This window comes from Pseudarthrobacter enclensis (assembly GCF_001457025.1).
Lineage (GTDB): Bacteria > Actinomycetota > Actinomycetes > Actinomycetales > Micrococcaceae > Arthrobacter > Arthrobacter enclensis.
Map to the genome: position 1 here is coordinate 249,083 of NZ_KQ758600.1, position 23,157 is coordinate 272,239.

Annotated in this window: 19 protein-coding genes and 1 pseudogene; 5 read left to right on the forward strand and 15 right to left on the reverse strand. The window is 66.5% G+C overall.

Features of this window, described 5'->3' with window-relative positions; all coding sequences use genetic code 11:
* Positions 1-2: 2 nt before the first annotated feature.
* Positions 3-995, reverse strand: a complete 993-nt coding sequence (locus AS031_RS05770) for a DUF1852 domain-containing protein (RefSeq protein WP_058267178.1) — start codon at positions 993-995, stop codon at positions 3-5.
* A 123-nt stretch (positions 996-1,118) separates the two neighbouring features.
* Between AS031_RS05770 and AS031_RS05775 the strand changes: the two genes are divergently transcribed.
* Positions 1,119-2,060 (forward strand): LysR family transcriptional regulator, encoded by a 942-nt coding sequence (locus AS031_RS05775; protein ID WP_058267179.1) that lies wholly within the window; start codon positions 1,119-1,121, stop codon positions 2,058-2,060.
* A 28-nt stretch (positions 2,061-2,088) separates the two neighbouring features.
* Here the strand turns inward: AS031_RS05775 and AS031_RS05780 are convergent, their stop codons facing one another.
* The 7 genes from AS031_RS05780 to AS031_RS05810 all read right to left on the reverse strand — a co-directional run bounded on the left by AS031_RS05780 (position 2,089) and on the right by AS031_RS05810 (position 11,231).
* Positions 2,089-2,400 carry a 4a-hydroxytetrahydrobiopterin dehydratase gene (locus AS031_RS05780; protein ID WP_058267180.1) on the reverse strand — a complete coding sequence of 104 codons (312 nt, stop codon included), beginning with the start codon at positions 2,398-2,400 and terminating at the stop codon, positions 2,089-2,091.
* Positions 2,401-2,501: 101 nt separating this feature from the next.
* A complete protein-coding gene (locus AS031_RS05785) occupies positions 2,502-3,782 on the reverse strand; it encodes an MFS transporter (RefSeq protein WP_058267181.1) in 1,281 nt (426 codons plus the stop codon).
* Complete coding sequence (locus AS031_RS05790) at positions 3,760-5,394, reverse strand: ATP-binding cassette domain-containing protein (RefSeq protein WP_058267182.1); 1,635 nt, start codon at positions 5,392-5,394, stop codon at positions 3,760-3,762. Before AS031_RS05790 ends, AS031_RS05785 begins: the two co-directional genes overlap by 23 nt.
* A complete protein-coding gene (locus tag AS031_RS05795) occupies positions 5,387-6,226 on the reverse strand; it encodes an ABC transporter permease (RefSeq protein WP_058267183.1) in 840 nt (279 codons plus the stop codon). The genes AS031_RS05790 and AS031_RS05795 overlap by 8 nt, the downstream gene beginning before the upstream one ends.
* Positions 6,219-7,160 (reverse strand): ABC transporter permease, encoded by a 942-nt coding sequence (locus AS031_RS05800; protein WP_058267184.1) that lies wholly within the window; start codon positions 7,158-7,160, stop codon positions 6,219-6,221. Before AS031_RS05800 ends, AS031_RS05795 begins: the two co-directional genes overlap by 8 nt.
* A gap of 40 nt (positions 7,161-7,200) precedes the next feature.
* Positions 7,201-8,757: an ABC transporter substrate-binding protein gene (locus AS031_RS05805; RefSeq protein ID WP_058267185.1), complete on the reverse strand. Its 1,557-nt coding sequence runs from the start codon at positions 8,755-8,757 to the stop codon at positions 7,201-7,203.
* Positions 8,758-9,005: 248 nt separating this feature from the next.
* Positions 9,006-11,231 carry a catalase gene (locus tag AS031_RS05810; RefSeq protein ID WP_058267186.1) on the reverse strand — a complete coding sequence of 742 codons (2,226 nt, stop codon included), beginning with the start codon at positions 11,229-11,231 and terminating at the stop codon, positions 9,006-9,008.
* A gap of 207 nt (positions 11,232-11,438) precedes the next feature.
* On the opposite strand from AS031_RS05810, the gene AS031_RS05815 reads away from it, so the two are divergent.
* Positions 11,439-11,993, forward strand: a complete 555-nt coding sequence (locus AS031_RS05815; protein WP_176716510.1) for a DoxX family protein — start codon at positions 11,439-11,441, stop codon at positions 11,991-11,993.
* On the opposite strand, the gene AS031_RS05820 is transcribed toward AS031_RS05815, so the two are convergent.
* The 5 genes and pseudogenes from AS031_RS05820 to AS031_RS05840 all read right to left on the reverse strand — a co-directional run bounded on the left by AS031_RS05820 (position 11,990) and on the right by AS031_RS05840 (position 16,798).
* Positions 11,990-12,613, reverse strand: coding sequence for an MBL fold metallo-hydrolase (locus AS031_RS05820; protein ID WP_228379572.1), 624 nt, complete (start codon positions 12,611-12,613; stop codon positions 11,990-11,992). The genes AS031_RS05815 and AS031_RS05820 overlap by 4 nt on opposite strands.
* 344 nt (positions 12,614-12,957) lie before the next feature.
* Positions 12,958-13,572: a carbonic anhydrase gene (locus tag AS031_RS05825; RefSeq protein WP_058267187.1), complete on the reverse strand. Its 615-nt coding sequence runs from the start codon at positions 13,570-13,572 to the stop codon at positions 12,958-12,960.
* A 59-nt stretch (positions 13,573-13,631) separates the two neighbouring features.
* Positions 13,632-14,533: pseudogene (locus AS031_RS05830) on the reverse strand (aldose 1-epimerase family protein).
* Complete coding sequence (araA, locus tag AS031_RS05835) at positions 14,530-16,050, reverse strand: L-arabinose isomerase (protein ID WP_058267188.1); 1,521 nt, start codon at positions 16,048-16,050, stop codon at positions 14,530-14,532. Before araA ends, AS031_RS05830 begins: the two are co-directional and overlap by 4 nt.
* Before the next feature lie 37 nt (positions 16,051-16,087).
* A complete protein-coding gene (locus AS031_RS05840) occupies positions 16,088-16,798 on the reverse strand; it encodes an L-ribulose-5-phosphate 4-epimerase (RefSeq protein ID WP_228379573.1) in 711 nt (236 codons plus the stop codon).
* A gap of 110 nt (positions 16,799-16,908) precedes the next feature.
* On the opposite strand from AS031_RS05840, the gene AS031_RS05845 reads away from it, so the two are divergent.
* Entirely contained in the window at positions 16,909-18,513 is a 1,605-nt protein-coding gene (locus tag AS031_RS05845; protein WP_058267189.1) for a xylulokinase, read from the forward strand.
* Positions 18,514-18,654: 141 nt separating this feature from the next.
* The gene (locus AS031_RS05850) at positions 18,655-19,368 is read left to right on the forward strand and encodes an HNH endonuclease family protein (RefSeq protein WP_058267190.1); all 714 of its coding nucleotides are present in this window, start codon (positions 18,655-18,657) and stop codon (positions 19,366-19,368) included.
* 55 nt (positions 19,369-19,423) lie between these two features.
* Here the strand turns inward: AS031_RS05850 and AS031_RS05855 are convergent, their stop codons facing one another.
* Positions 19,424-20,905, reverse strand: a complete 1,482-nt coding sequence (locus tag AS031_RS05855; RefSeq protein WP_082641960.1) for a TrkH family potassium uptake protein — start codon at positions 20,903-20,905, stop codon at positions 19,424-19,426.
* Between the two features lie 171 nt (positions 20,906-21,076).
* Between AS031_RS05855 and AS031_RS05860 the strand changes: the two genes are divergently transcribed.
* Entirely contained in the window at positions 21,077-21,829 is a 753-nt protein-coding gene (locus AS031_RS05860) for a lytic transglycosylase domain-containing protein (protein ID WP_058267191.1), read from the forward strand.
* Between the two features lies 1 nt (position 21,830).
* On the opposite strand, the gene AS031_RS05865 is transcribed toward AS031_RS05860, so the two are convergent.
* A complete protein-coding gene (locus AS031_RS05865; RefSeq protein WP_058267192.1) occupies positions 21,831-23,150 on the reverse strand; it encodes a flavin monoamine oxidase family protein in 1,320 nt (439 codons plus the stop codon).
* Positions 23,151-23,157: the final 7 nt, after the last annotated feature.

The following is a 23,157-nucleotide window of genomic DNA, read 5'->3' on the forward strand; positions in this document are numbered from 1 at the left end:
GGTCAGTTGACGAGAGCGGGGTAGTTGGCGGTCCACTGGTCCAACAGATCCTTGTGGGGCGTGATGAAGTGCTCCTCCGTGTACTTCGCCTGCGTGACCGCGAGCTGACTGCGCTCGACGCGGTCGTAAGCGATCTGGGTCCGCGAGTAATCCTGCTCGCCCAGGCTCGGCTGGTAGACGGCGGCGGCGGCAGAGTTCGCGTTGTAGACCTCCGGGCGGTAGATCTTCTGGAACGTCTCCATGGTGCTGATCGTGCCGATGAGCTGCAGGTTGGAGTAGTCGTTGAGCAGGTCGCCCCGGAAATAGAAGGCGAGGGGAGCCACGCTGCCGCGGGGCATGAAGTAGCGGACCTGCAGCCCCATTTTTCCGAAGTACGCGTCCGTCAGGGAGTAATCGTCCTGCTGGTACTCGACGCCCAGGACCGGGTGGCGGTTCCCGGTTTGCCGGTATGTCTTGCTCGTGGAGACGCTGATGCAGACCACCGGCGGTTGCGGAAAGTGTTCCCGGCCTACCGGGGAGTCGAGGAAGTGCTGGAACAGCTTGCCGTGAAGATCGCCGAAGTCTTCGGGAACGGTGGGCTTGCCTGAGTCCCCTGCTGCCGCCGGCAGTACGACGCTGAAGTCAAAGTCACGGACGTAGGAGGAGAAGTTGTTCCCGACGATTCCCTGGTGGCGGACCCCGTTCAGCAGGTCGACGATCTGGATGTCGAGAACCTCGAACAGGGGGAACTGCTGATCCGTGCCTTCCGCAGTGAACTCAATCTGCGCGGAGACGATATTAAGCTCGAGCGTGTAGCGGTCCCGGTCCGGGTTGTCCCAGTCTGCGAGATCATTAAAGCGGCGCCGGATCATCGTCAAGGCGTTGCGGAGGTTCTCCTGACGGTGCTCGCCCCGTGCCAGGTTGGCGAAGTTCGTCGTTATCCGGGAGCCTTCGGACGGGGAGTAGTCCTCGTCGAAGCGGGTGGTGGTGATACTGAATGTAAAGTCGTCTGCCATGTGCTGCCAATCCGTTGTCGATGGGCCGGAGACGGCCTTCCAGAAGGGGTTGAATCCATGGTGCAACCTTTCGGCGGGTATCGGGTAACTAGGCGCTGCTATGCATTCATATAGACTTTTCCTATGGCCCAACTTTCGAGCGGACTGACGCTGCAGCAGCTCCGCTACTTCATAGAAGTTGCAGCCGAGGGATCGATCTCCGCGGCTGCCGACCTCCTCTACGTAGCGCAGCCAACAATGTCCGCAGCGATGAAGGACCTTGAGGCGCGGGTGGGCCGTGCGCTCCTGCTTCGCTCCGCCCGCGGGGTCACCCTCACCGCCGACGGGGCAGAATTCCTCGGCTATGCCAGGCAAGTGGTCGAGCAGTTCGCCCTCCTCGAGCAGCGCTACCTTGGCCGGCCGCCGACGCGACGTCTGCTCGGGGTGTCAACGCAGCACTACTCGTTCGCGGTGGACGCCTTCGTCCGGATGGTCAAGGCCAGTGAGGTGGCCGAATACGAATTCTCGCTCCGTGAGTCCCGCACGTGGGACATCATCGAGGACGTCAGGACGCTCCGCAGCGAGATCGGCATCCTCTACCGGAACGATTTCAACCGGAAAGTCATCGACAAGCTGCTCCGGGAATCCGGGCTCGCGTTCACTCCGCTTTTCCTCGCAGATCCACACATCTTCATTTCACGAAGAAACCCGCTCGCCTCAAACGAGCGTGCAACCCTCGCCGATCTCGCCGGCTTGCCGCGGCTGACCTTCGATCAAGGTGCGAACAACTCCTTTTACTTCGCCGAGGAGATTCTCTCCACCTTGTCCAGCAAGCAGGAGATCCGGGTCTCTGACCGTGCCACGATCTTCAACCTCATGATCGGGCTCCACGGCTACACGATCTCGACGGGCATCATCAGCGGGCAGCTCGACCCGGAGATCGTCGCCATCCCGCTCGACGTTGACGAACGCATCGAGATCGGCTGGATCGGCCACGCCTCGATTCCGCTGACCGACCAAGCGCAGCGCTACCTCAGGGAATTGCGGGCCGTCGTCGCCGACTTCGGCGTCGCGCTGCTCGACTGACTACAGCGCAGCGGCGCAGGCGGTTACCTCAGTCTTCGGCGGAGACGCCGACGTCCGCGGCGTGGCCGCTGATGGTGCGGGCCAGGGTTATGTCGCGGCTGGTGATCCCTCCGACATCGTGGCTCCACAGCGTCACCCCTACCTCGGGATAGGTAAGCGTGAGATCGGGGTGGTGGTTGGCCTTCTCGGCGGAGGCGCCGATGCGGTTCACGAGCTCCAGCCCGATTGCGAACTTGCGGGTCCTGAAGGTTGCGGTGAGGGTCTCGCCGGCCGGGCGCCACCCGGTGAGCCCGGCCTGGGCGAGCTCGGCGGCGGACAGCTTCCGCTGTGAATCGGTCATAGTGCCATCATGTCTCCGGAAGGCCGCCGTGGGCTACCCCTGAAGGTCCACGCGCAGCTCCCCGCCGAATGCCGGCGGCGGCAGGTAAACAGGCGTCGGGATCAGCGCTTGACTGCGGCCGTCCGGGCGCGCGTTCCCACCCGGATGGCGGCCGACTCGGACGGCACCACAAAGGGCAGGACGGCTGAAGCCGCGGCCGCCAGGGCCACCAACAGCAGCAAGGAAAGGCCGGGTTCCCACCCCGCCTGGCCCGCCGTGGACTGCAGGAATCCCAAGGTGCCGTTGGCCAGCAGTACGCCGACGCCGCCGCAGGTGGCGGCCAGGCCGTAATAGGCACCCCGGCCGGCGGTGCCGGAACGAAGGAACCGCGGGATGACGGACAGAATGGTGGGCGTCAGGCTCATATGGCCGAGGACCAGGAGGCCCACGGCTGCAGCGAGGATCACGACGGCAGAGACACCGGATTCCCGCATTGTGCTGGCCGTCGCTGCGAGCACAAAAGCCAGTGCCAGCAGCACAAAGCCCACCGACATCGCCCGTGCTTCACCGAGCCGCTGGACTCCTGCAGCCACGGGAAGCTGCAGGAGCAGCGTCAGGACGGACGCCAGCAGGAAAAGGCCGGCGAGCCACGCCTCGCCGAGTCCCAGGCGGTTCAGCTCCAGCGGAATGGTGAAGTAGAGCTGGTTGTACGCCACCATGTTCACGCTCACCAGGACGCAGAACAGGAAGAACCGGCGGTCCTTCGCAGCTTCGGGGAAAGCAAGGCCTGTGCGCCTGCCGCCGCCATCGCCGGTTTGGCGCTTCGGGCGGGGTGAGGCAGGCAGCCGGAACCACAGCACGAGGGTGACCACGCAAAAGATTCCCGTCCCGAAGGCCAGCGCCGCATCAAATCCCCAGCCCAGGAGTGCAGCGCCGATCAATGGGCCCACCAGGGCCCCGAACTCCCCGGTCAGGGCCAGCCACACGAACACGGAGCGGCGCTTTCCGGACTGGGGCTGTTCCGTCCCGTCGGCCCTGGACAGCTGGGATTCCAGTGCCGGTGAGAACAGCGCACCACCGGCACCAGTCAGCACTGCGCCCAGGAGGAACAGGCTGAAATCCGTGGCCAGTGCCAGCGTGACATAGCCGGCAATCCGCACCAGGCAGCCCAGCAGGATCGAGCGCTTGGGGCCCCAGTGGTCCGCCAGCATCCCGCCCACCAGGAACATTCCTTGCTGGCTGAAGGTCCGCGCGCCCAGGATCAGCCCGACGGCGGCCGCTCCCATTCCGTATTCGCCGGACAACGCGCTGGTCAGGAAGGGGACGACCGCATAGAAGCCAACGTTGAAAACAAGCTGGGCCCCCAGCAGCGTGGACGTTTCAGACCGCAGCGGGGGTGCCATGATGAAGTCCTTCTTCAGTGCTGACGCCGAAATCGCTGACAGCTGTCCGGGACGGCGGCGACACGGCCGCCACCAGTTGCTTGCTGTGGTGGTGCTGCGGGGCGGCAAAGAAGTCCGCCACGGCGGCCTGCTCAACCACCTCGCCCCGGTAGAAGACTGCCACGCGGTGGCTCATGTACCGTATGACGTTCATGTCGTGGGAGATCATCAGCAGGGACAACCCCCTGCTCCGGTGCAGCCTCAGCAAAAGGTCAAGGATCTTGCGCTGGGTCACGGAGTCCAGCGCCGAGGTGGCTTCGTCGCACACCAGGGCGGCCGGTTCCAGCAGCAGGGCACGGGCAATCGTGAGCCGCTGCAGCTGCCCGCCGGAGCACTGCCCGGGCCGCCGTTCCAGGACGGCAGGATCGAGCTCCACCTCGGACACCACCTGGTTGATGCGGTCCAGGCGCTCCTTGCTGACCGGGACGGCCTGCCGGAGCGGCGCTTCGAGGCTTGCGCGCAGTGTCATCCGGGGATCGAACACGTCATACGGTTCCTGGAATACCAGTTGGACGCCCATCCCCGGTGCCGTCGTTATCGTCCCGGAGTCCGGGGTGCCAAGACCCACCAGGAGGCGCGCCAGAGTGCTCTTTCCGGACCCCGACTGGCCCAGCACGCCCAGGATTTCACCCCGCCGCAGGGACAAGGAAACGTCCTTGAGGGCTGTAGTTGTCCTGCGGAACCCGGACGGGAAGGACTTGCTGACCCGGTCGAGGTCCAGGATGGCGGCGGGGGTGGGCCCGCCGGAAGGTACGGCGCTGCCCCCTGTCGGCCGGGCACGCCCGTCCAACGCGGACGCCTGCAGAAGCTCCCAGGTGCTGCAATGGGTTTGCGGTGATGTGAGGACGGTCCGCGTCGGACCTTCCTCCAGGATCCGGCCGTCCTTCATCAGGACTACACGGTCTGCGAACGCGGACACCGTGGGCAGGTCATGGGTGATGCACAGGACCCCCAACCCGTGGTTCCGCCGCTGCTGGTCCAGCAGCTCCAGGACCTGACGTTCCAGGACCTTGTCCAACGCGGAAGTGGGTTCATCAGCCAGGAGCAGTTCCGGCTGACCTGCCATCGCCACGGCCATCATGGCGCGCTGGGCCATCCCGCCGGACAACTGGTGCGGGTAAGCCCTGGCAATGTCCCGCGGCCGGTCGAAGCCGACGTCGGAAAGAAGCCGGAGGACCTCCGCCGCGGCTTCGCGGCCGCGGAGGCCGCGGTGCAGTCTGAGCGGCTCACGGATGTGGCGTTCCACGGTCATCCGTGGATTGAACATGCGCCTGGGCTGCTGGTGCAGCATGCCGATCCGGCCGCCGCGGACGCGGTTCAGCTCAGCCTCGCTGAGATCCCGCAGCTCGGTACCGCCCAGCCGGATGGACCCGGAACGGATGGAGACGTTGGCGGGGAGCAGCCCGGTGATGGATTGGGACGTTATGGTTTTGCCACTCCCCGAGGCCCCCACCAGGGCAACGAACTCACCCGGCTCCACCCGCAAATTGACTTCGTGCAGGATGCCGGGGGAGCCGCCGGCCGCCGGCAGGACTCCCGCGTTCAGCCCCTCGATGACCAGTCCGCTACGCATTGACGGGCACCGCCGTCGGGGTCACGGCCGCCGCGGTCCTGGAGGTGCGGAAGAGATGCTGGCCCAGCAGCGTCACGCTGAGCGCAACAGCGAAAATGACCAGCCCGGGGGCGAGGATGGTCAGCGGGGCGCGCGCGGCATAGGGCTGCGCGGCGGCCAGCATGGAGCCCCAGTCGGACTGCGGCGGCTGCACGCCCAGTCCCAGGTAGGACAGGGCGCCCACGTTGATCAGGAAGTGGCCGAACCTCAGCGTGGCCTGTCCCAGGAGCGGACCGGCCAGGTGCGGGATGATGTGCTTGAGCACAATGAACGACGGCGGACACTTCAGTACGTGTGCTGCTTCCACGAATCCCCGGGCTGAAACATCCATGGCCAGGGAGCGGGCAAGCCGTGCGAACGGTGTCCAGCCGGTCACGGTCAGGGCCAACAGCAAAGAGTGGTAGCCGGTGCCCAGCACTGCCACCAGGAAGAGCGCAACCACCATCTCCGGCATGGCGAGCAGCACATCGTTGGTGCGGGTGAGGAACTCATCCAGCCAGCCGCCGCGCCTGGCACTGAGCACGCCGACGGCGGTGCCCGCGAGAGCGGTGAGCACGGTAGCCAGCGCGGCAAGTGTCAGGGAGAAGCGGCCGCCGTCGAGCAGCCTGCTGAAGGTGTCCCTGCCCAGGTGGTCCGTCCCCAGCAGGTGGGCCCCGCTGGGCGCAGCAAGCCTTATGGCGAGGTTCTGTTCAGCGGGCGGGTACGGCGCCAGCCACGGTGACAAGGCCACAGCCAGCACGATGGCCGCAAGGACCGTGCACGTAATCCACAGATGGAAGGGGAGTCTACGCAACGGCGGACCTCATTCGGGGGTTGAGCAAGGTATGCACCAGGTCGGCGGCAGTGGTGAGCAGCACGGCAAGCGCCACCACTACCACTACGGCGCCCTGCGCCACGGGAATGTCGCTGTTGATCACGCCGTCGAACAGCAGCCGGCCCATCCCGGGTATGGAGAACATGACTTCCACGATCACCGAGCCGCCCAGCAGCCCGGCGAACCAGATGGCGACGGAAGTGGTGAGCGGCAGCAGGCCGTTGGGGATGACGTGCCGCATCATCGTTGCCGTCCTGGACATCCCGCGGCTCCGGGCGGCCGCCACGTGGTCGGAACCCAGGGACTGGAGCACTCCTTCCCGCACGGCTGAGGTGAAGAAGCTGGTGGGGCGCAGCGCCAGCACCGTGACCGGAAGCACCGCGGAAGAGGGGCCGCTCCAGCCCGCTGAGGGGAGGAAGGCAAGCTGGAGTGAGAAGACCAGGACCAGGAGTGGAGCCAACCAGTATTCGGGGATGGCAATGAATGCCTGGGTGACAGCGCTGATCCAGCGGTCCAGCGTGCGCCCTTCGTGAAGAGCCGCAGTGGCGCCAAGCACCAGGGATACCACGGCCGCCACCAGCAATGTCATGATGACGATGGAGACGGTGATGCCGAGCGCGGGCAGCACCTGGTCGATCACCGGGGTGCGGCTCGTGTGGGACAGCCCCATGTCCCCACCGGCCAGGTTCCCCAGCCACCCCAGGTACTGCTTCCAGAGGGGATCGTGGAGCCCCAATTCCGCGGAGAGCGCCTGCACGGATGAGTCGTCGATGACGTCCCCGGCCACCCGCGAACGGATGATTTTGCGCACAGGATCGCCCGGAGTGAGGTACGGGATGAGGAACACGACGAAGGACGCCAGAAGGACAGCGGTCACCAGGGCCGCTGTCCGTCGAGCAAGGAACCTGATCACGCGTGGATCCGATCCGGGGTCTTCAGGTCAGGCATCAGTATCAGGATGCAGGCTTGGCGGTCTGGGCCCGGAGGACGTAACGCGCCAGCGGATCCTGGGTGTGGCCCTGCAGGTTGGTGCGGACCGCGTCAATGGCCTGCTCGTTGACCAGCCAGACGTTGACTGCCTGGTCCTTCAGGATCCTGCCGGCCTGGGCGTAGAGTCCGTAGCGCTCGTCCGAGTCCGCCGTCGTGGAAGCTTTGGCGATGATCGCGTCGTACTCTTCGTTGCAGAAATGGCTGAGGTTGTACGTGCCGTCACAGGTGTAGTCGGCGGTGAGGAAACCGATGGGGTCGGCGATGTCGATCAGCCGGTTGCGCTGGCTGAGCACCATGTCGTAATTACCGGCGAGGAGATCGGGCTCGACGGCGGCGTATTCCTTGGTCTGGATGGTCACCGGAACGCCCACGGCCTTGAGGTTGTCCTGGATGACGGCTGCCACGTCGGCGAATTCCGCACGCTCGACGATGGCGATGATTTCCAGGGGACGGTCCGCGGAGTACCCGGCGTCGGCAAGCAGTTTCTTTGCGGCGTCCACGTCTTTGGCGGGAGCATCCTGGGTTCCGCCGGCCCAGGGTTCGGAGGGTGCAAACGGGCCGCTGGCGGGGACGGCGGCACCTTCGTAAACGCTGGCGGCGAGGGCGTCGAGGTCCAGCGCCGAGGTCACAGCCTTGCGGAAGTCCACCTTGTCGAAGGGGGCTTTGCCGTTGTTCATGTACAGCGTGGCCGTGCGGGGTGAGTCAGCCTTGAGGACCTTGACGTTGCTGTCGGATTCAAGGGCCGCCAGGCCGGAAACCGGGATGGACAGGGACACGTCGGCCTCGCCTGTCTGGACCTGGGTGGTGCGGGTGGCGCCGTCGGTCACAAACCGGACCTCGGCGCCGGCCAGCTGCACTTCCCCGCCCCAATAGTTTGCGTTGCGGTCAAGGGTCAGGGACTGCTTCGCCTTCTCGGACACCGGGGTGAAGGGACCGGTGCAGTGGCCGAAGGGGTTCACGTTGTTCCCTTCGAAGGCGGCCGGAGACAGGACGCCGGTGTTCACGCTGGCCAGGCGGTAGGGAACCAGCGGGCTTTCGGTGGGTGTGGTGACCCTGACGGTCCGCCCGTCGAGGGCTGTGACGCTGCTGACGACCTTGGGGTTGAAGGCCCTGGCGGGCACCGCAGCCTTGAGGACCCGCTGCAGGGACCCGACGACGGCGTCCGCGGTCAGCGGGGTACCGTCCTGAAATTCGACGCCCTCACGGATGGTGAAGTCCCACTCCATCGGAGATGACTGTTTCCACTCGGTGGCAAGCGACGGAACAATCTTGCCTTCGGCTTCGTCATAGCGGGTCAGGGTCTCCAGGCAGCCCGAGAGGGAAAGGATGTAGGCGGCGTCGCTTTCCAGGGCCCAGTTCGCCACTGGAGCCCTGAAATTGTCCACGACGATCCGCTGCTGCTTGTCCGCATCCTGCGTTGACTGGGCGGAGCTGTCGCCGGATCCGGTGAAGCCGCAACCGGTCAAGGCGAGGAGGGCTGCCAGTCCCGCAGAGACAGAGGCAGGCAGGGAGTAGCGCATATAACCACCTGGGTGAAGGAGGCCCGCGGCCGGGCGGGCTGATCGAACCGGGCCCTGTGGCCCGCCGATTAGTTTAGGCTTCCCTAAGTTCCAAACCAAACCGGGGCCCCGGCCGGGCTTAACCAAGTGACTTCGAGGCAGGAGTTCCGCAGGCCGGGGCGCGAAAGCCGGCGGGCAGCCAAAGCCCGTCGGGCCGGCGCATGTCGACGCCGGCCCGACGGGACTGGAGATGCGCTCCTGGGGAAGCGCTATTCGCCGGCCTGCGGAGCGGCGGGGAACCGGTCCCATGCCCGGTGGGACGCAAGCATTTCCTGGACGGCGGGAACCACGGCGTCCGGGCCCTCCCCGACCGTGATTCCGGGGGTGTCCCGGGTGATCCCGGCGGCTTCCAGCGCCCCGGAGCCGGCTCCCCACGCACCGATGGCCTTGGCATGCCGGTACGCCTCGGACAGCATCAGGACGACGCGGGGGTCCACGCGCGTGGCCGGTTCGCCCGCTTTGGCGTCGCGGCCCTGTTCGGCATCAGCCGCTGGCGATCCGCCTGCTGCGACCAGGAGGGCGTCGAACTCGGTGGACCGGGCCGTCAGGTACGTCCGCTGCACCACGACCTCCTGGTTCGTGCCGGCGCCCAGGACGCCACCAGTCGGCGCGATGACCAGCGGGACAACGCCGGCAGCGTCGAGTGCCTCGCGGGCGGCACTGACCTCGGACAGGTCACTGGAGCTGTCGACGATGAGTCCCACCACCCTGCCCGCAACGGGCCAGGTCTTGCCGACCTGCGACAGCGCAGGGCTGGGCCCGGGATCGGGCACCTGGACCGTGGCTCCGGGTGCCGGCATCCCGAGTCCGATGGCGACGGCCGCGCAAAGACCGGCGTCGATGTTGGCCAACGCCATCAGCTGGCGTTCCCGTACCGCCGCTTCATAGCATTTGCCAAGCTCAAACGTGTAGGCCTGAATGACGTGGTCCTGCTCCACCGGGGTGAGGCTGCGGAAGAACAGCCGGGCCTGGCTGAAGTGATCGTCGAACGAGGCCGGGTTGCGGCGCTCCTTCACGCTGGCAGCAAGCTCCTCGGGCACGTCCACGAACGCTCCCATGTCGTGCCCTGCCAGGAAGGGGCAGCCACCGTCCAGGGAATTCGGGCGGTAGGGGGCAACTCCGCCGTGGACCGCCGTCTGGTGCATGCCGTCCCGGAGCATGTCGTTGACCGGAGCGTGCGGGCGGTTGATGGGGATCTGGGCGAAATTCGGGCCTCCGAGCCGCGAAATCTGCGTGTCCAGGTAGGAAAACAGCCGCACCTGGAGCAGGGGGTCGTTGGTGACGTCGATGCCCGGGACCAAGTGACCGGGGTGGAAGGCCACCTGCTCGGTCTCGGCGAAGTAGTTGGTCGGATTCGCGTTCAGGGTCATCAGTCCGATCGGCTGCACCGGGGCAAGTTCCTCCGGGACGAACTTGGTCGGGTCCAGAAGGTCGATGCCTTCGAACATCTGGTCTTCGGTGTCGGGGAAGGTCTGGACCCCGAGTTCCCACTCCGGGTAGGCGCCCGCCTCGATGGCATCAGCAAGGTCCCGACGGTGAAAGTCCGGATCCATGCCGTTGATGATCTGTGCTTCCTCCCAGACCAGGGAATGGACGCCCTGCTTCGGCTTCCAGTGGAACTTCACCAGGGTGGTGTTGCCTGCCTCGTCAGAGAGCCGGAACGTGTGGACGCCGAATCCTTCCATGGTCCGGTAGGAGCGGGGGATACCCCGGTCGGACATATTCCACATCGTGTGCGCCTGGGCTTCGGTGTGCAGCGACACAAAGTCCCAGAAGGTGTCATGGGCGCTTTGCGCCTGCGGAATTTCCCGGTCGGGATGGGGTTTGGCTGCATGCACGACGTCCGGGAACTTGATGCCGTCCTGGATGAAGAACACCGGGATGTTGTTGCCGACCAGGTCGTACGTTCCCTCATCCGTATAGAACTTGGTGGAGAAACCACGGGTGTCCCTGACGGCGTCTGCCGAACCCCGGGAGCCCAGCACCGTGGAGAACCTGACGAACACGGGCGTCTCAACGTCCGGTGCCAGGAAGCCGGCTTTGGTGATCCTGGACGCCGTTCCGTAAGAGCGGAAGACGCCGTGGGCACCGGCGCCGCGGGCGTGGACCACGCGTTCCGGGATGCGTTCGTGGTCGAAATGGGTGATCTTCTCCCGGAGGTGGTGGTCCTGCAGCAGGATGGGTCCGCGGGGCCCGGCCTTGAGGGAATGGTCAGTGTCGCCGACCCGCAGTCCCTGGGCTGTCGTGAGGTACTGGCCCGACTGCGCCCGCGAATTGGCCGGCTCGCCGGTGGGGCTTCCGGTGGGAGAGACTGCCTCGGGCCCCTGCTGGTCCGGTTTGGGCGCCAGCGGTTCACGGGCGGCCGTGGGTTCTTCAACGGTGGGAGGTTCGCTCGACGGAGCGCCGGGAATCATGATCTTGTCTTCGGCTGGCATGAATTTTCTCCTCGACATTGGCTGCCTTAGCCTCGAAACACCTAAAAGCTAAGCTTGCTTACTAACCCTAGGCGACCAATGCCGGCGTGCAAAGCTCCGGCCCGGGCGGTTCTTCCCTGGATCGTCCCGGGCCCGGGCATGTCGTGGGTCCGGAGCCCTAGAATGGCGCCAAGGCGTCACCCCTCAACGAACAGAAGGATAATGACCGTGAGCCATGACAACGTAACTCCGGCGGCCACTACAGCAGCCCGCACCTTGTTCCGCGCCGCGCTCGGCGGCGTGCTCGTCGCCCACGGGTCGCAGAAGCTCTTCGGCTGGTTTGGCGGCGGTGGCATCGAGGAGACCAGCAAAGGCATGGAGGCAATGGGCTTCCGCCCTGCAAAGACAAGTGCCATGCTGGCAGGGCTCGGAGAAGCAGGCGCCGGGCTGGCCCTGGCGCTGGGATTTGCCACGCCCGCAGCCGGAGCTGCCGCCGCCACCACCATGGGTGTCGCCGCCAGCGTCCATGCCCCGAATGGCTTCTTTGCCATGGACGGCGGCCTGGAGTACCCGGCCGTTCTTGGTCTCGCGGCCACGTCCTTTGCCATCGGCGGACCAGGACGGGTGTCGCTGGACGCCGCAACCGGTCACGTCCTGGACAGGCCGTGGATGCGCGCAGTGGCCGTCAGTGTCATCCCGGTAGCCATTGGTATCCAGGTTTACCGCCGGAGGAAGGCGCTGGCTGAAGACAACACGACGACGTCGGAAGCCGCACCCGCCTAAGGCAGGTTAGGCCTCCAAGGCTCGAGCTGGTGCGCGAGCCACACCTGCTGCGGATTGAGGGAGCGCACCAGCTGTTGTCCCTCGGTGCGGGGGTTGTCGAGGTCGTCAAACCACACAGCAGTGTCTCCGGCGATGACCGTCGGCCCGTGGGGCCCCTCAACGACGACGATCTGTGAACCCGGGGTGTGTCCAGGTGCGGGCAGGAGCCGCACGCCCGGAAGCACCTCGAATTCGCCGTCCACTGGAACATAGTTCATCCCCGGCGGGTCCACCCACTCGGGAATGGTGTAGTCCTCTTGGGTGCGGGCGTCGTTGAGTTCCCGGCGCTGGACATAGGCGGGCTTGCCCGCGAAGAGGTGGTTGCCGCCGCAATGGTCGAAGTGCAGGTGCGTGTTGACCACGATGTCGACGCTTCCGATGTCGAAACCTTGGTCCTTCAGCGGTGACAGGCTCGGGTCCATGTCGGCCACCGCAGGGTGGAGCGCGGTGAAGCCGGTGTCCACCAGGATCCGCCCGGCAGGGTGGTCCACGACGTGCACGCAGACCGGCATCACGTGTCCGTCCGGCCGCAGTTCGGCCACGCGAAGTGCGGTGACGTGAATTCCGGCTGCTGTGTTCACTGTGCCTCAACTCCAGACGTTGTGCCGCTTTGGCTTCCTGGTGCGCCTGCGGGTTTGGGGGGCAACGGGGATATCCACGCGACGCCGCCGTCCTGCTGACCTGCAACACCATGCCATGCTCCGACGCCGGCGTCGAGCTTTCCGCCGGGTTTCCCGGTTGCGTTGCGGCCGGGGGAGCGGTGGCCTGAGCGTGAGGTCAGGTACGGCATAAATTTTGAGAATCGATGTCGATCCGGGCTTTCTTTGTGCGTCGTAGTGGTGAAAAGCCGTAGGCAACGGCAAGAGGGAGCGCACCATGTCCCAATATTTGCCCGACCCGGAATCCTTCAGGAACAGCGGGATGCTCAGCCCAGGCCGGAGTCCGAAACAAGCTGGGCGCGCCCTTCATCCAGCCGGTAGGCGACCCCGACAACCGCCGTGGACCCGTCATGCACGGCCGCGGCGATGACCGGGGAGCTTTCCAGCAGCCGCCCGGCAGTCTCCCGGGCGTGGTCCACCACCATGTCATTGATCCCGGTCCTGCCCTCGCGCAGCGACACCAGGACCGACGGCGTAATCCGTTCAACCAGGTCCCGGATGAAGCGCTGCGGCATGTCTCCCGTTTCGAGCGCTTCCTTCGTTGCCGTGACCGCTCCGCAGTTGTCGTGTCCCAGGACGACGATCAGCGGGACACCCAGGATCGAGACGCCATACTCCAAGGACCCCAGGACGGAGTCGTCCAGCACGTGTCCGGCAGTGCGGACCACAAAGACATCCCCGAGTCCGACGTCGAAAATGATCTCGGCGGCGAGGCGTGAGTCGGAGCAGCCGAAGATCACAGCGAAGGGGTGCTGAACCGACACCAGGTCGTGCCGCCGTTCTGCACCCTGGTTCGGGTGGCGGGCGTTTCCTGCGACAAAGCGCTCGTTGCCCTGGACGAGGCGCTGCCAGGCCTCGGCCGGGCTGATGCTGGTGCTCACCCTGCCTACCCTAGGGCAAGCTCCACGAAGGGTGGACGCTGCCACGGACGTTCAAACCGTCAGCTGTCTTGGGCAAAAATCGTCCATGAGGCCTCATGGGTGCCGCCCGGCCCAAGCCGGTGCACATCCGTCCCGCTGTTGAAGGCGTCCGGCGGGCAGGTCATGGGTTCAACCGCCAGCCCAAGCCGGCTGCGCTCGGGCGCCTTCTTGTCCGCGGTGTGGATCTGTACCCAGGGGCAGGAGCGGTCCCACGCCATGCCCACGGCGGTGCCGCCGGGGTCGCGGACCACCATCTGCGCCCGGCCGTCGCCGTCAAAGCCGATGCCGGTGAAGGCGTGGTCGATTTCCGTGGTGCCGATGACGCGTCCGCCGCGGAAGTCGAACCCATGGTTGTCGACGTCCCGGACGTTGCGGGGGAGGAGCCTGTCGGCAGTCACTTCGAGGAAGGCCCCTGCCGGAAGTTCCAGCGACCATTCGTCCAGGGGCGCCGGACCTGCCAGCAGGTACGGGTGGGGACACACGCCGTAAGGCGCCGAGGTGGTTCCCGCGTTCATTGCCGAAACCCGACTGTCCAAGCCTGCGCTCGAGAGCCTGTAGTCCGCCCGCAGGGAAAGGCGGTGGGGGTAGCCGGGGACAGGCTCCAGGGTGACGGCCAATGAAACCGACGAGGCGTGGTGCTCCACGACCCTCCAGTCCAGCGGAAAGGCCAGCCCGTGGAGGGCACAGTTCCTTTCGGTTTCATTGACGGGTATCTGGTATTGGTTCCCGTCGAAGGCGTACCTGCCGTCGGCGATCCTGTTGGGCCACGGCGCGGCAATGATGCCCGGTAATCCGGAATCGGTCCGCCTTCGGGGAAAGGGACCACCAGGTCCCGTCCCCGGTACCTCAGCTCCCGCAGTGCACCGGCACGGGCTGTGATGACGGCGGTATAGTCGCCGGCGCTGATCCGGTATTCGGTCACAGGCCGCCGGCCAGCCTGTAGTAGGCGGCGTTCCAGTTCAGTTCCTTCTTGAACTGGCGGATGGTGGTGCCTTGATCGATGGTGAGCAGTTCGGTTTTGGCGATGTCGGCGAAGTCCTCGAACACGTCCATGCCCACCTGCGTGGAGAGCACGGTGTGGTGCGCGGCGCCGGCGGTGAGCCAGGCGGCCGCGGAGGTGGCGAAGTCCGGCTTCGGTTCCCACAGGGCGCGGGCCACGGGAAGGTTGGGCAGCGGCCGGTCCAGGGGGATGACGTCGACGGCGTTGGCCACCAGGCGGAAACGGTCCCGCATGTCGGAGAGGGCGACGACGACGCCCGGGGAAGCGTCGGCGTCGAACACCAAACGGACGGGGTCTTCCTTCCCGCCGATGCCGAGCGGGTGGATTTCCAGCCGCGGCTTGGTTGCGGTGAGGGAGGGACAGACCTCGAGCATGTGTGCGCCGAGGATCTTCTCGGCCCCCGGCTCGAGGTGGTAGGTGTAGTCCTCCATCAGGGAGGCGCCGCCGGGCAGGCCTGCGCCCATGACCTTTGCGGCGCGTACCAGGATGGCGGTTTTCCAGTCGCCTTCGGCGCCGAAGCCGTAGCCGGCGGCCATGAGCCGCTGCACGGCCAGGCCGGGGAGCTGCCGGAGCGCACCGAGGTCCTCGAAGGAGGTGGTGAACGCGGCGGACCCGTTCGCTTCGAGGAAGGACAGAAGCCCGAGTTCGATCCGGGCACCGTACCGCAGCGATTCGTGCCGGGCCGCGCCTGCGCGGAGCTCCGGCGCCACGTCGTAGAGGTCCTCGTACTCCGCAACGAGGGCGTCGACGTCGGCCTCTGCGGCGCCGTGCACGGCGTCGGCGAGCTCGTTGACGGACCAGGTGTTGACCGCGACGCCGAAGCGCAGCTCGGCCTCGGTCTTGTCACCTTCGGTGACGGCGACGTTGCGCATGTTGTCGCCGAAGCGGGTCAGCTTCAGAGTGCGGACGGCGGCCCAGCCGGCGGCGGCGCGCTGCCACGAGCCCACCTGGCGCCCGACCTCGGGGTTGGAGACGTGCCCGACGACGGTCTTCCGTGCGATGCCCAGCCGGGACTGGATGTAGCCGAACTCGCGGTCGCCGTGCGCGGCCTGGTTGAGGTTCATGAATTCGAAGTCGATGTCCGCCCAGGGCAGGTCCCGGTTGGCCTGCGTGTGCAGATGCAGCAGGGGCTTGCGGAGCAGGTCCAGGCCCTGGATCCACATCTTGGCCGGGCTGAACGTGTGCATCCAGGCCGTCACGCCGATGACGGAATCATCCGAGTTGGCCTCCAGGGCGGTGCGGCGGATGGCGTCGGAGTCGGTCAGGACCGGCTTCCACACGATCCGCACCGGAACGTCCGCGGCGGCATTGAGCCGCTCCGCGATCTCCTGCGACTGCGCGGCGACCTGCTTGAGGACGTCCTCGCCATAGAGGTGCTGGCTGCCGGTAAGGAACCAGACCTCGTAGCCGTCGAGGGAGGTGTTTGCTGCGGTGCTCATGGGTGTCTCCTGGGGAAGTCGGGTGCTGGCGGCGGGGCTACTGGCCGTAGACGTTCTGGTAGCGGGCGTACAGGGAGTCGATGTGGGCCTGGTCGATGGTTAGAGGGTCGCCAAGCTGCCGGGAAATGTGGACCGTCCGTGCCACTTCCTCACACATCACGGCGGCCTTCACAGCGGACTTGGCGTCCTTGCCAATGGTGAACGGGCCGTGGTTCTGCATCAGAACAGCCGGTGAGTTGGAATTCTTCAGGGTTTCGACGATGCCCTGGCCGATCGAGTCATCACCGATCAGGGCGAACGGTCCCACCGGGATGGACCCGCCAAACTCGTCGCTCATCATGGTCAGCACGCAGGGGATCGCTTCGCCGCGCGCCGCCCACGCCGTGGCGTAGGTCGAATGCGTGTGCACCACGCCGCCCACCTCCGGCATATGGCGGTACACATACGCGTGCGCTGCCGTGTCCGACGACGGCGACAGCGCCGGGTTGCCCCACTCGCCGCCGTGGTTTCCCGGCACGGGCGCGCCCAAAAGGTCGGTAACCACCATCTGCTCCGGCGTCAGGTCCTGGTAGGAGACGCCGGACGGTTTGATGACCATGAGGTCGTGGCCGGGAACACGGGCCGACACGTTGCCGGCTGTCCACACCACGAGCCCATAACGGGTCAGTTCGGTGTGCAGGGCACAGACCTCTTCCCGCACCCGGGCAACAGCTGCCGTGGTGGTGCTGTTGCAGGACAGGGACTTCACGGGGACCTCCGGGGGCAGAACGGCTCGGGTTTGAATAGATTGTGAACGCTAACAAGATTGTGTGTCAATATGGACCAGACTGTTGGAACCGCTACCAGGAGAGCCATCCCATGGACCAACTACGCCGCCAGATCAGCGACGGCCGCACCGCTTTGGGGATCGAACTTGGGTCCACCAGGATCAAGGCATGCCTGGTCGGGGAGGACCCGTCCAGCGTCCTGGCCGTTGGGACCCATGACTGGGAAAACAGCTACGCGGACCACTTGTGGACCTACCCCCTGGAGGAGGTCTGGGCCGGCGTGCAGGCCGCCTACGCGGACCTGGCTTCCGACGTGGAACAACGCTTCGGCGTGCGTCCCGAACGGTACGGCGCCATCGGCGTCTCCGCCATGATGCACGGTTACCTCGCGTTCGGCGCCGCGGGGGAGCTGCTGGTGCCCTTCCGGACCTGGCGCAACACCAACACCGGGCCCGCCGCCGCGGAACTGACCGGGCTCTTTGGCCGGAACATTCCGCTCCGCTGGTCCATCGCGCACCTGCACCAGGCTGTCCTGGACCACGAGCCGCATGTGCCGGCCGTCCGGTCCATCACCACGCTGGCCGGTTATGTGCACCGGCAGCTGACCGGACGCAACGTGCTGGGCGTCGGCGATGCCTCCGGGATGTTCCCCATCGACTCCAGCACGGGAACGTACGACGCCGAACTGGTGGCGAAATATGACCACGTTCTTGCAAGCCATGGAACCGTCCCCGGCAGAACTCTGGATATGTTGCCGCAGGTTTTGGCGGCCGGGCAACATGCCGGGGAACTGTCCGCGGAAGGAGCCGCTCTCCTGGACCCCACGGGCACCCTGCAGCCCGGTGCGGTGTTCTGCCCGCCCGAAGGCGACGCCGGAACAGGCATGGTGGCCACGTGCTCCGTTGCGCCCCGCACCGGAAACGTCAGCGCAGGGACAAGCATTTTCGCCATGGCGGTGCTGGAAACCCCGCTCAAGCGTGCACACCACGAAATCGACCTGGTGACGACGCCCGCCGGAGATCCCGTGGCCATGGTGCACTGCAACAACGGAGCCAGCGAGCTGGCCGCCTGGGCCGGCCTGTTCACACGTTTTGCCGAGGCTGCCGGAACCCCCGCCGGGCAGGACACGGTCTTCAGCACACTGTTCCAGGAGGCGCTTGACGGTGCTGCCGACGCCGGCGGCCTGCTGGCGTACAACCACCTGGCGGGTGAACCCATCGCCGGGCTTACCGAGGGCAGGCCCCTGGTCATGCGCACCCCCGGCAGCAGCTTCACGCTGGGGAACTTCATGCGCGCCCAGCTCTACGGGGTCTTCGGAACCCTTTCCCTGGGAATGAACGTGCTGGCAGAAGAAGGCGTTGAACTGGACCGGATGTTTGCGCACGGCGGATTGTTCAGGACCGCGGGTGTTGCCCAGAGATTCCTCGCCGGAGCCCTGGCCGCCCCCGTCTCCGTGGCGGCGTCCGCCTCCGAAGGTGGTGCGTGGGGGATTGCCGTACTGGCCTCCTTCGTGAAGGAGAGCGCTTCCGGTGGCACCACCGACCTGGACGGCTACCTTCGCCGGCGGGTGTTCGACGGTGCGGCGTTCCAGACCGTACAGCCCGATCCACGGGACGTAGCCGGTTTTGCCGCGTACCTGGCGGACTACCGCAGCGGCCTCGCCGTCCAGCGGACCGCCGTCGAGGTCCTCCCGTAGCCGGACCGCATCCACGCAGCAGCGGTCTCCAGTCGCCACCCCTCCACAACCGTCTGCTGTGACGGGCACCATGTGCACGCCTGCCCCGATTGCCCTGCGGCGGAAGCTAGCGTGGGATGGTTTGCCGCGCTGAAAGGGACCATGAAGAACACCAGAACCGCCCACGGGTCCCTCGCTGCCGTTGCTGCCCTGCTGCTGGGGGCGTCACTCACCGGCTGCGACCCCGTCGCCAACGCCCTCGAGGGCATCAGCCCCGTCCCGGGCGGCGCCGCGGACGTTCCCGCGTCAGGCCAGGGTGCAGACCGGGCGCTCAGGCAGCTGGACGACCTTCCCGTGAAGGGACGGGCACCTAAGACCGGCTACAGCCGCCAGGAGTTCGGGCCGGCGTGGTCGGATACGGACCACAACGGCTGCGACACCCGCAACGACATCCTGGCCAGGGACCTCGCCAACGAGACCTTCAAACCAGGGACGAACAACTGCGTTGTTGCCTCAGGGACGCTGGCGGACCGGTACACGGGCACCACGATCCGGTTTGTCCGCGGCGAGGGGACCAGCTCGCAGGTGCAGATTGACCACATCGTCCCGCTCTCCGACGCGTGGCAAAAGGGTGCCCAGCAGCTGACCGCGGACCAGCGCAAGGAACTGGCCAATGATCCGCTGAACCTGATGGCCGCCGACGGCCCCACGAACAGTGCCAAGGGCGACAAAGACGCCGCCACATGGCTGCCGCCGAACAAGCCGTTCCGGTGCGAATACGTGTCCCGGCAGGTGGAGGTCAAGGCCAAGTACCGGTTGTGGGTCACCAAGGCCGAGCACGACGCCATCGCCGGTATCCTGGCCGGCTGCGGTTAGCGGACCACCCGTTCACTCTTCTCTGCCGGCCAGTCCGGTGCTGCCCAGCTGGGGGCTACCCGATGATGGGCCTCTCCTCCGGCAGCGTGAAGAGCCGGGGCCGCGATGAGAGCGCAAGGGCTGAAGCCACCGTGATGGTGCCGATACGGCCGCTGAACATCAGGGCCATGAGGACCCACTGCGCATCGGCGGGCAGCTGGGGCGTGATGCCCGTGCTGAGGCCGACCGTTGCGAACGCGGAAATGCTTTCGAACAGTACTTTTTCGAGGCCGAAATCCGTAAACATCAGCAGCAGCAGCGTCCCCGCGATGACAGCCGCGACGCCGAGCAGCGCAACGGAAAGGGCCTGGCGCTGCGACGAGGAACTGATGCTGCGGTGGGCAATGGTGACATACTCGCGGCCGCGGACCTCGTTCCAGATGGCGAAGCCGAGCACCAGGAAGGTGGTGACCTTGATGCCGCCGGCCGTACCGGCGCTGCCGCCGCCGATGAACATCAGGATGTTGGTGACCATGAGGGTTTCCGGAGACGCCGCGCCGTAGTCGATGCTGTTGAAGCCCGCAGTCCGGGGAAAGACGGTACCTGCCAACGCCGCCAGGAGTTTGCCGCCCGTGGACATCGGGGCCAGGGTTTCTTCCCTGTTCCATTCAAACGCGGCAAACAATACCGCCCCGGCAACGAGCAGGAGCAGCGAGCCATAAACGGTCAGGCGCAGGTGCACCGTCCATTCCCTGGGCCTGATCCGTGACGTGAACAGGGCGATGAGCACCGGGAAGCCCAGGCCCCCGGCCGTGATGGCGGCGCAGATCGGGACGATGATCCAGGGGTCGGAGGCGAAGTCCATGAGGTTGCGGCTGTAGAGCGCGAAGCCTGCGTTGTTGAACGCTGAGATGGCGTGAAAGGCGCCGTGCCAGAGCGCGGTGCCCGGGTCGTCGTCGTAGGCGGTCCAGAAGCGGGCCGCGAGCACGGCTGCCGTGGCTGCCTCGAAGAGAACCATGATCCGGGCAACGCTGAAGAGAACCGAACGGACGTCGCCATAGTTCAACGTATGGGTTTCCGATTGGGCCAGCAGCTGCCCGCGCACGCCGATGGTCTTCCGGACCAGGAGGGCAAGCAGCGTGGCAAGCGTCATGATCCCAAAACCGCCCACCTGGATGAGTCCCAGGATGACCGCCTGGCCGAACGGGGTCCAGTACGTCGCCGTGTCAACGGTGGCAAGACCGGTGACGCACACTGCGGACACGGAGGTGAACAGTGCCGGCATCAGCGGCTCAGGGCCCGGGACGGCGCGGGCCGCCGGCAGCGCCAGAAGCAAGGCGCCCAGGAGGATAACGGCCAGGAACCCCAAGGGGACCAGGCGCACGGGATGGAGCAGCACGCGGACCAGGGTGTTCGTTTCCCGGCGGCGGTCCGGACGGTTGCCGGGCCCGCTGCGCCGGACCGTTGCGGCCCGCGACGGCGCCGAGTCCCCGGCTGGGACGGACGCCTGCCGCTGCCCGAAGGACTCCTTGGCAAGGGGCCTGCTGAGCCTCTTCATCCTGCGCCTCCCGTCCGGCAAGGCCGCTGCACGCGGCCAGAACACTTCACAGGAATCCACTGTGGGGTGCCGTTGACGCGAATGCACCAGCCACGGCCCGGTCAGGGGCAATCCTTAACGAAATCCATACGCGGGCCCCTCGGATCCCGGACGGGATGGTTTGATGGGTCAGTGCTCCGTGTAAAACGCTTCGTGGTCTTCGCCGTGACCGTTGTCATCGCCAGCGCGGCACTCTCCTTCTGGGTCATCCCGCAAACGGGCCAGGAATCCCGCGGGGCACTGGTGCCGCCGCCGCTGGCCTCAGTGAGGTCCGCCTCTGGTGCCGGAGGCATCACCACAGCGGTCAACGTGACGCGGAACCCGGACGCCGAGTGGCTGATTGAAGCAAGCGGGCACACAGGCATCCCGGAAAGAGCGCTCCGCGCCTACGTTGCCGCGGTCACGGCAGCCCATGATTCATCTCCGCAGTGCGGGATCGGCTGGAACACCCTGGCAGCCATCGGGTCTGTTGAGTCGGACCACGGCAGGCACGGCGGCGGCAGCCTCAACGTTGCAGGCCAAGCCACCGGCCAGGTGGTGGGGCCGAGCCTGGACGGCGCCGGTTTCGCCGCCATCAAGGACACCGACGGGGGCGTCCTCGACGGCGACGCAGAGTGGGACCACGCGGTCGGCCCGATGCAGTTCATCCCGTCCACCTGGGACCTTGCAGGCCGGGACGGCAACGGGGACGGCGTGGCTGATCCCTTCAACATCGACGACGCCGCGCTCAGCGCCGCGGGCTACCTGTGCGCCCGCGGCGGGGACCTCACCACCTCCCGGGGGTGGACGGCCGCCATTTACGCCTACAACCAGTCGGACGCCTACCTGCAGGAGGTCAGGCAGCGGGCCGTCCGCTATGCCCGGGAGACCGGCACCGGGGGATGAGCTAGGCCAGCTCCGCCCGGATCTGTGCTGCCACGCGTTCGGCCTCAGCATAGGCGCCGTGGGTGCCGGCGGTTTCGGAGGTGTAGTCGCCCGCGAAATGCAGGGAACCAACCGGGCGCTGCAGGTCCGGCAGGGCAGCTGCACGTTCGGGGCTGAGCAGGGCGAAGCAGTGCTGCCAGGTTTGGGCATGCACACCTAGCACGCGGCCCCGCAACCGGGGCGCCACGGCGTAGAAATGCTCCATCCATTCGGCCACCCGCTCCTTGTCGTCGCCGAATCCGGGCAGGTAGCCGGAGGAGTTTCCGTAGCAGGTGAGCTGCAGGAGGTTGCGGCCTGCCCCGTCCATGACCCCGCCCGGGACGGGATTGATGATGGCGTCAAACGGCAGGCCCACGGTCACGATAAACGCCCAGTCCCTGAATTCTGGAAGCCCGTCGATGTCGGCAACGATGTTCAGGGTGGTGCTTCCCGGGCTGGCCACCTTTGCCAGCGCCGCCTGCTTCCATCCGGGCAGGCCGGGCACCAGACCGGAAACCACCGGACCGGGAACTGCCAGGACCACATGCTGTGCCGTCAGTTGCTGGTCGCCCCCGGCGCCGGTTACGGATACCCGGTAAACGCCCTGGTCTTCGAGCAGTGTCACGCCGGTTGCCCGGGTGTTGCAGTGGACGCTCCCGGCGGGAAGGTGGCGAAGGAGGGCCCGCGGAATCGCCTGCATGCCGTCCACGGCGAACAGGCGGTTGTTCTTCTCCCGTGCCAGGTAGCTGGCGAAATAGCGCATGGCGTACTTGGCTGACAGGTTCGCCGGGTCGCCCACCGCGCCGCCCCGGATCGCCGTGGTGATGATCTGCCGGACGCCAGGTTGCAGGTCGGCAATTCTTTCAGCCACGGTTTCGCCGGACAGCCTGTCGAGGTCACCGGCCGAGGTCACGCCACCGACGTAATCACGGTATTCGGCAAGGGAAGCCTCGATGAACTTGCCCAGCTCCGTTTTCCCGGATTCGGTCAGGTCCAAACCGGCCACCACATCCTCGTTGGCCCGCGCCACCACCGTCTGTCCGTTCAGGTGGATGCCGTAGGTTTCGGGAAGGAACGGAACGGTCCTGATCCCCAGCTCGTGGACCAGCTCTTCAGTCTTGGTGCCCCGGTAAACGAACATGGCGCCGGAGTTCGCCGGGGTACCGGCCAGCTGCACGGTGCGGGAACGTCCGCCGACGTCGGGCCCGGACTCCAGGACCCGGACGTCAAGGTCCGTGTCCCGCAAGTGGTAGGCGGTGGCGAGCCCGGCGGCGCCGCCGCCAACAATAATCACGTCATGCACAGAGGAC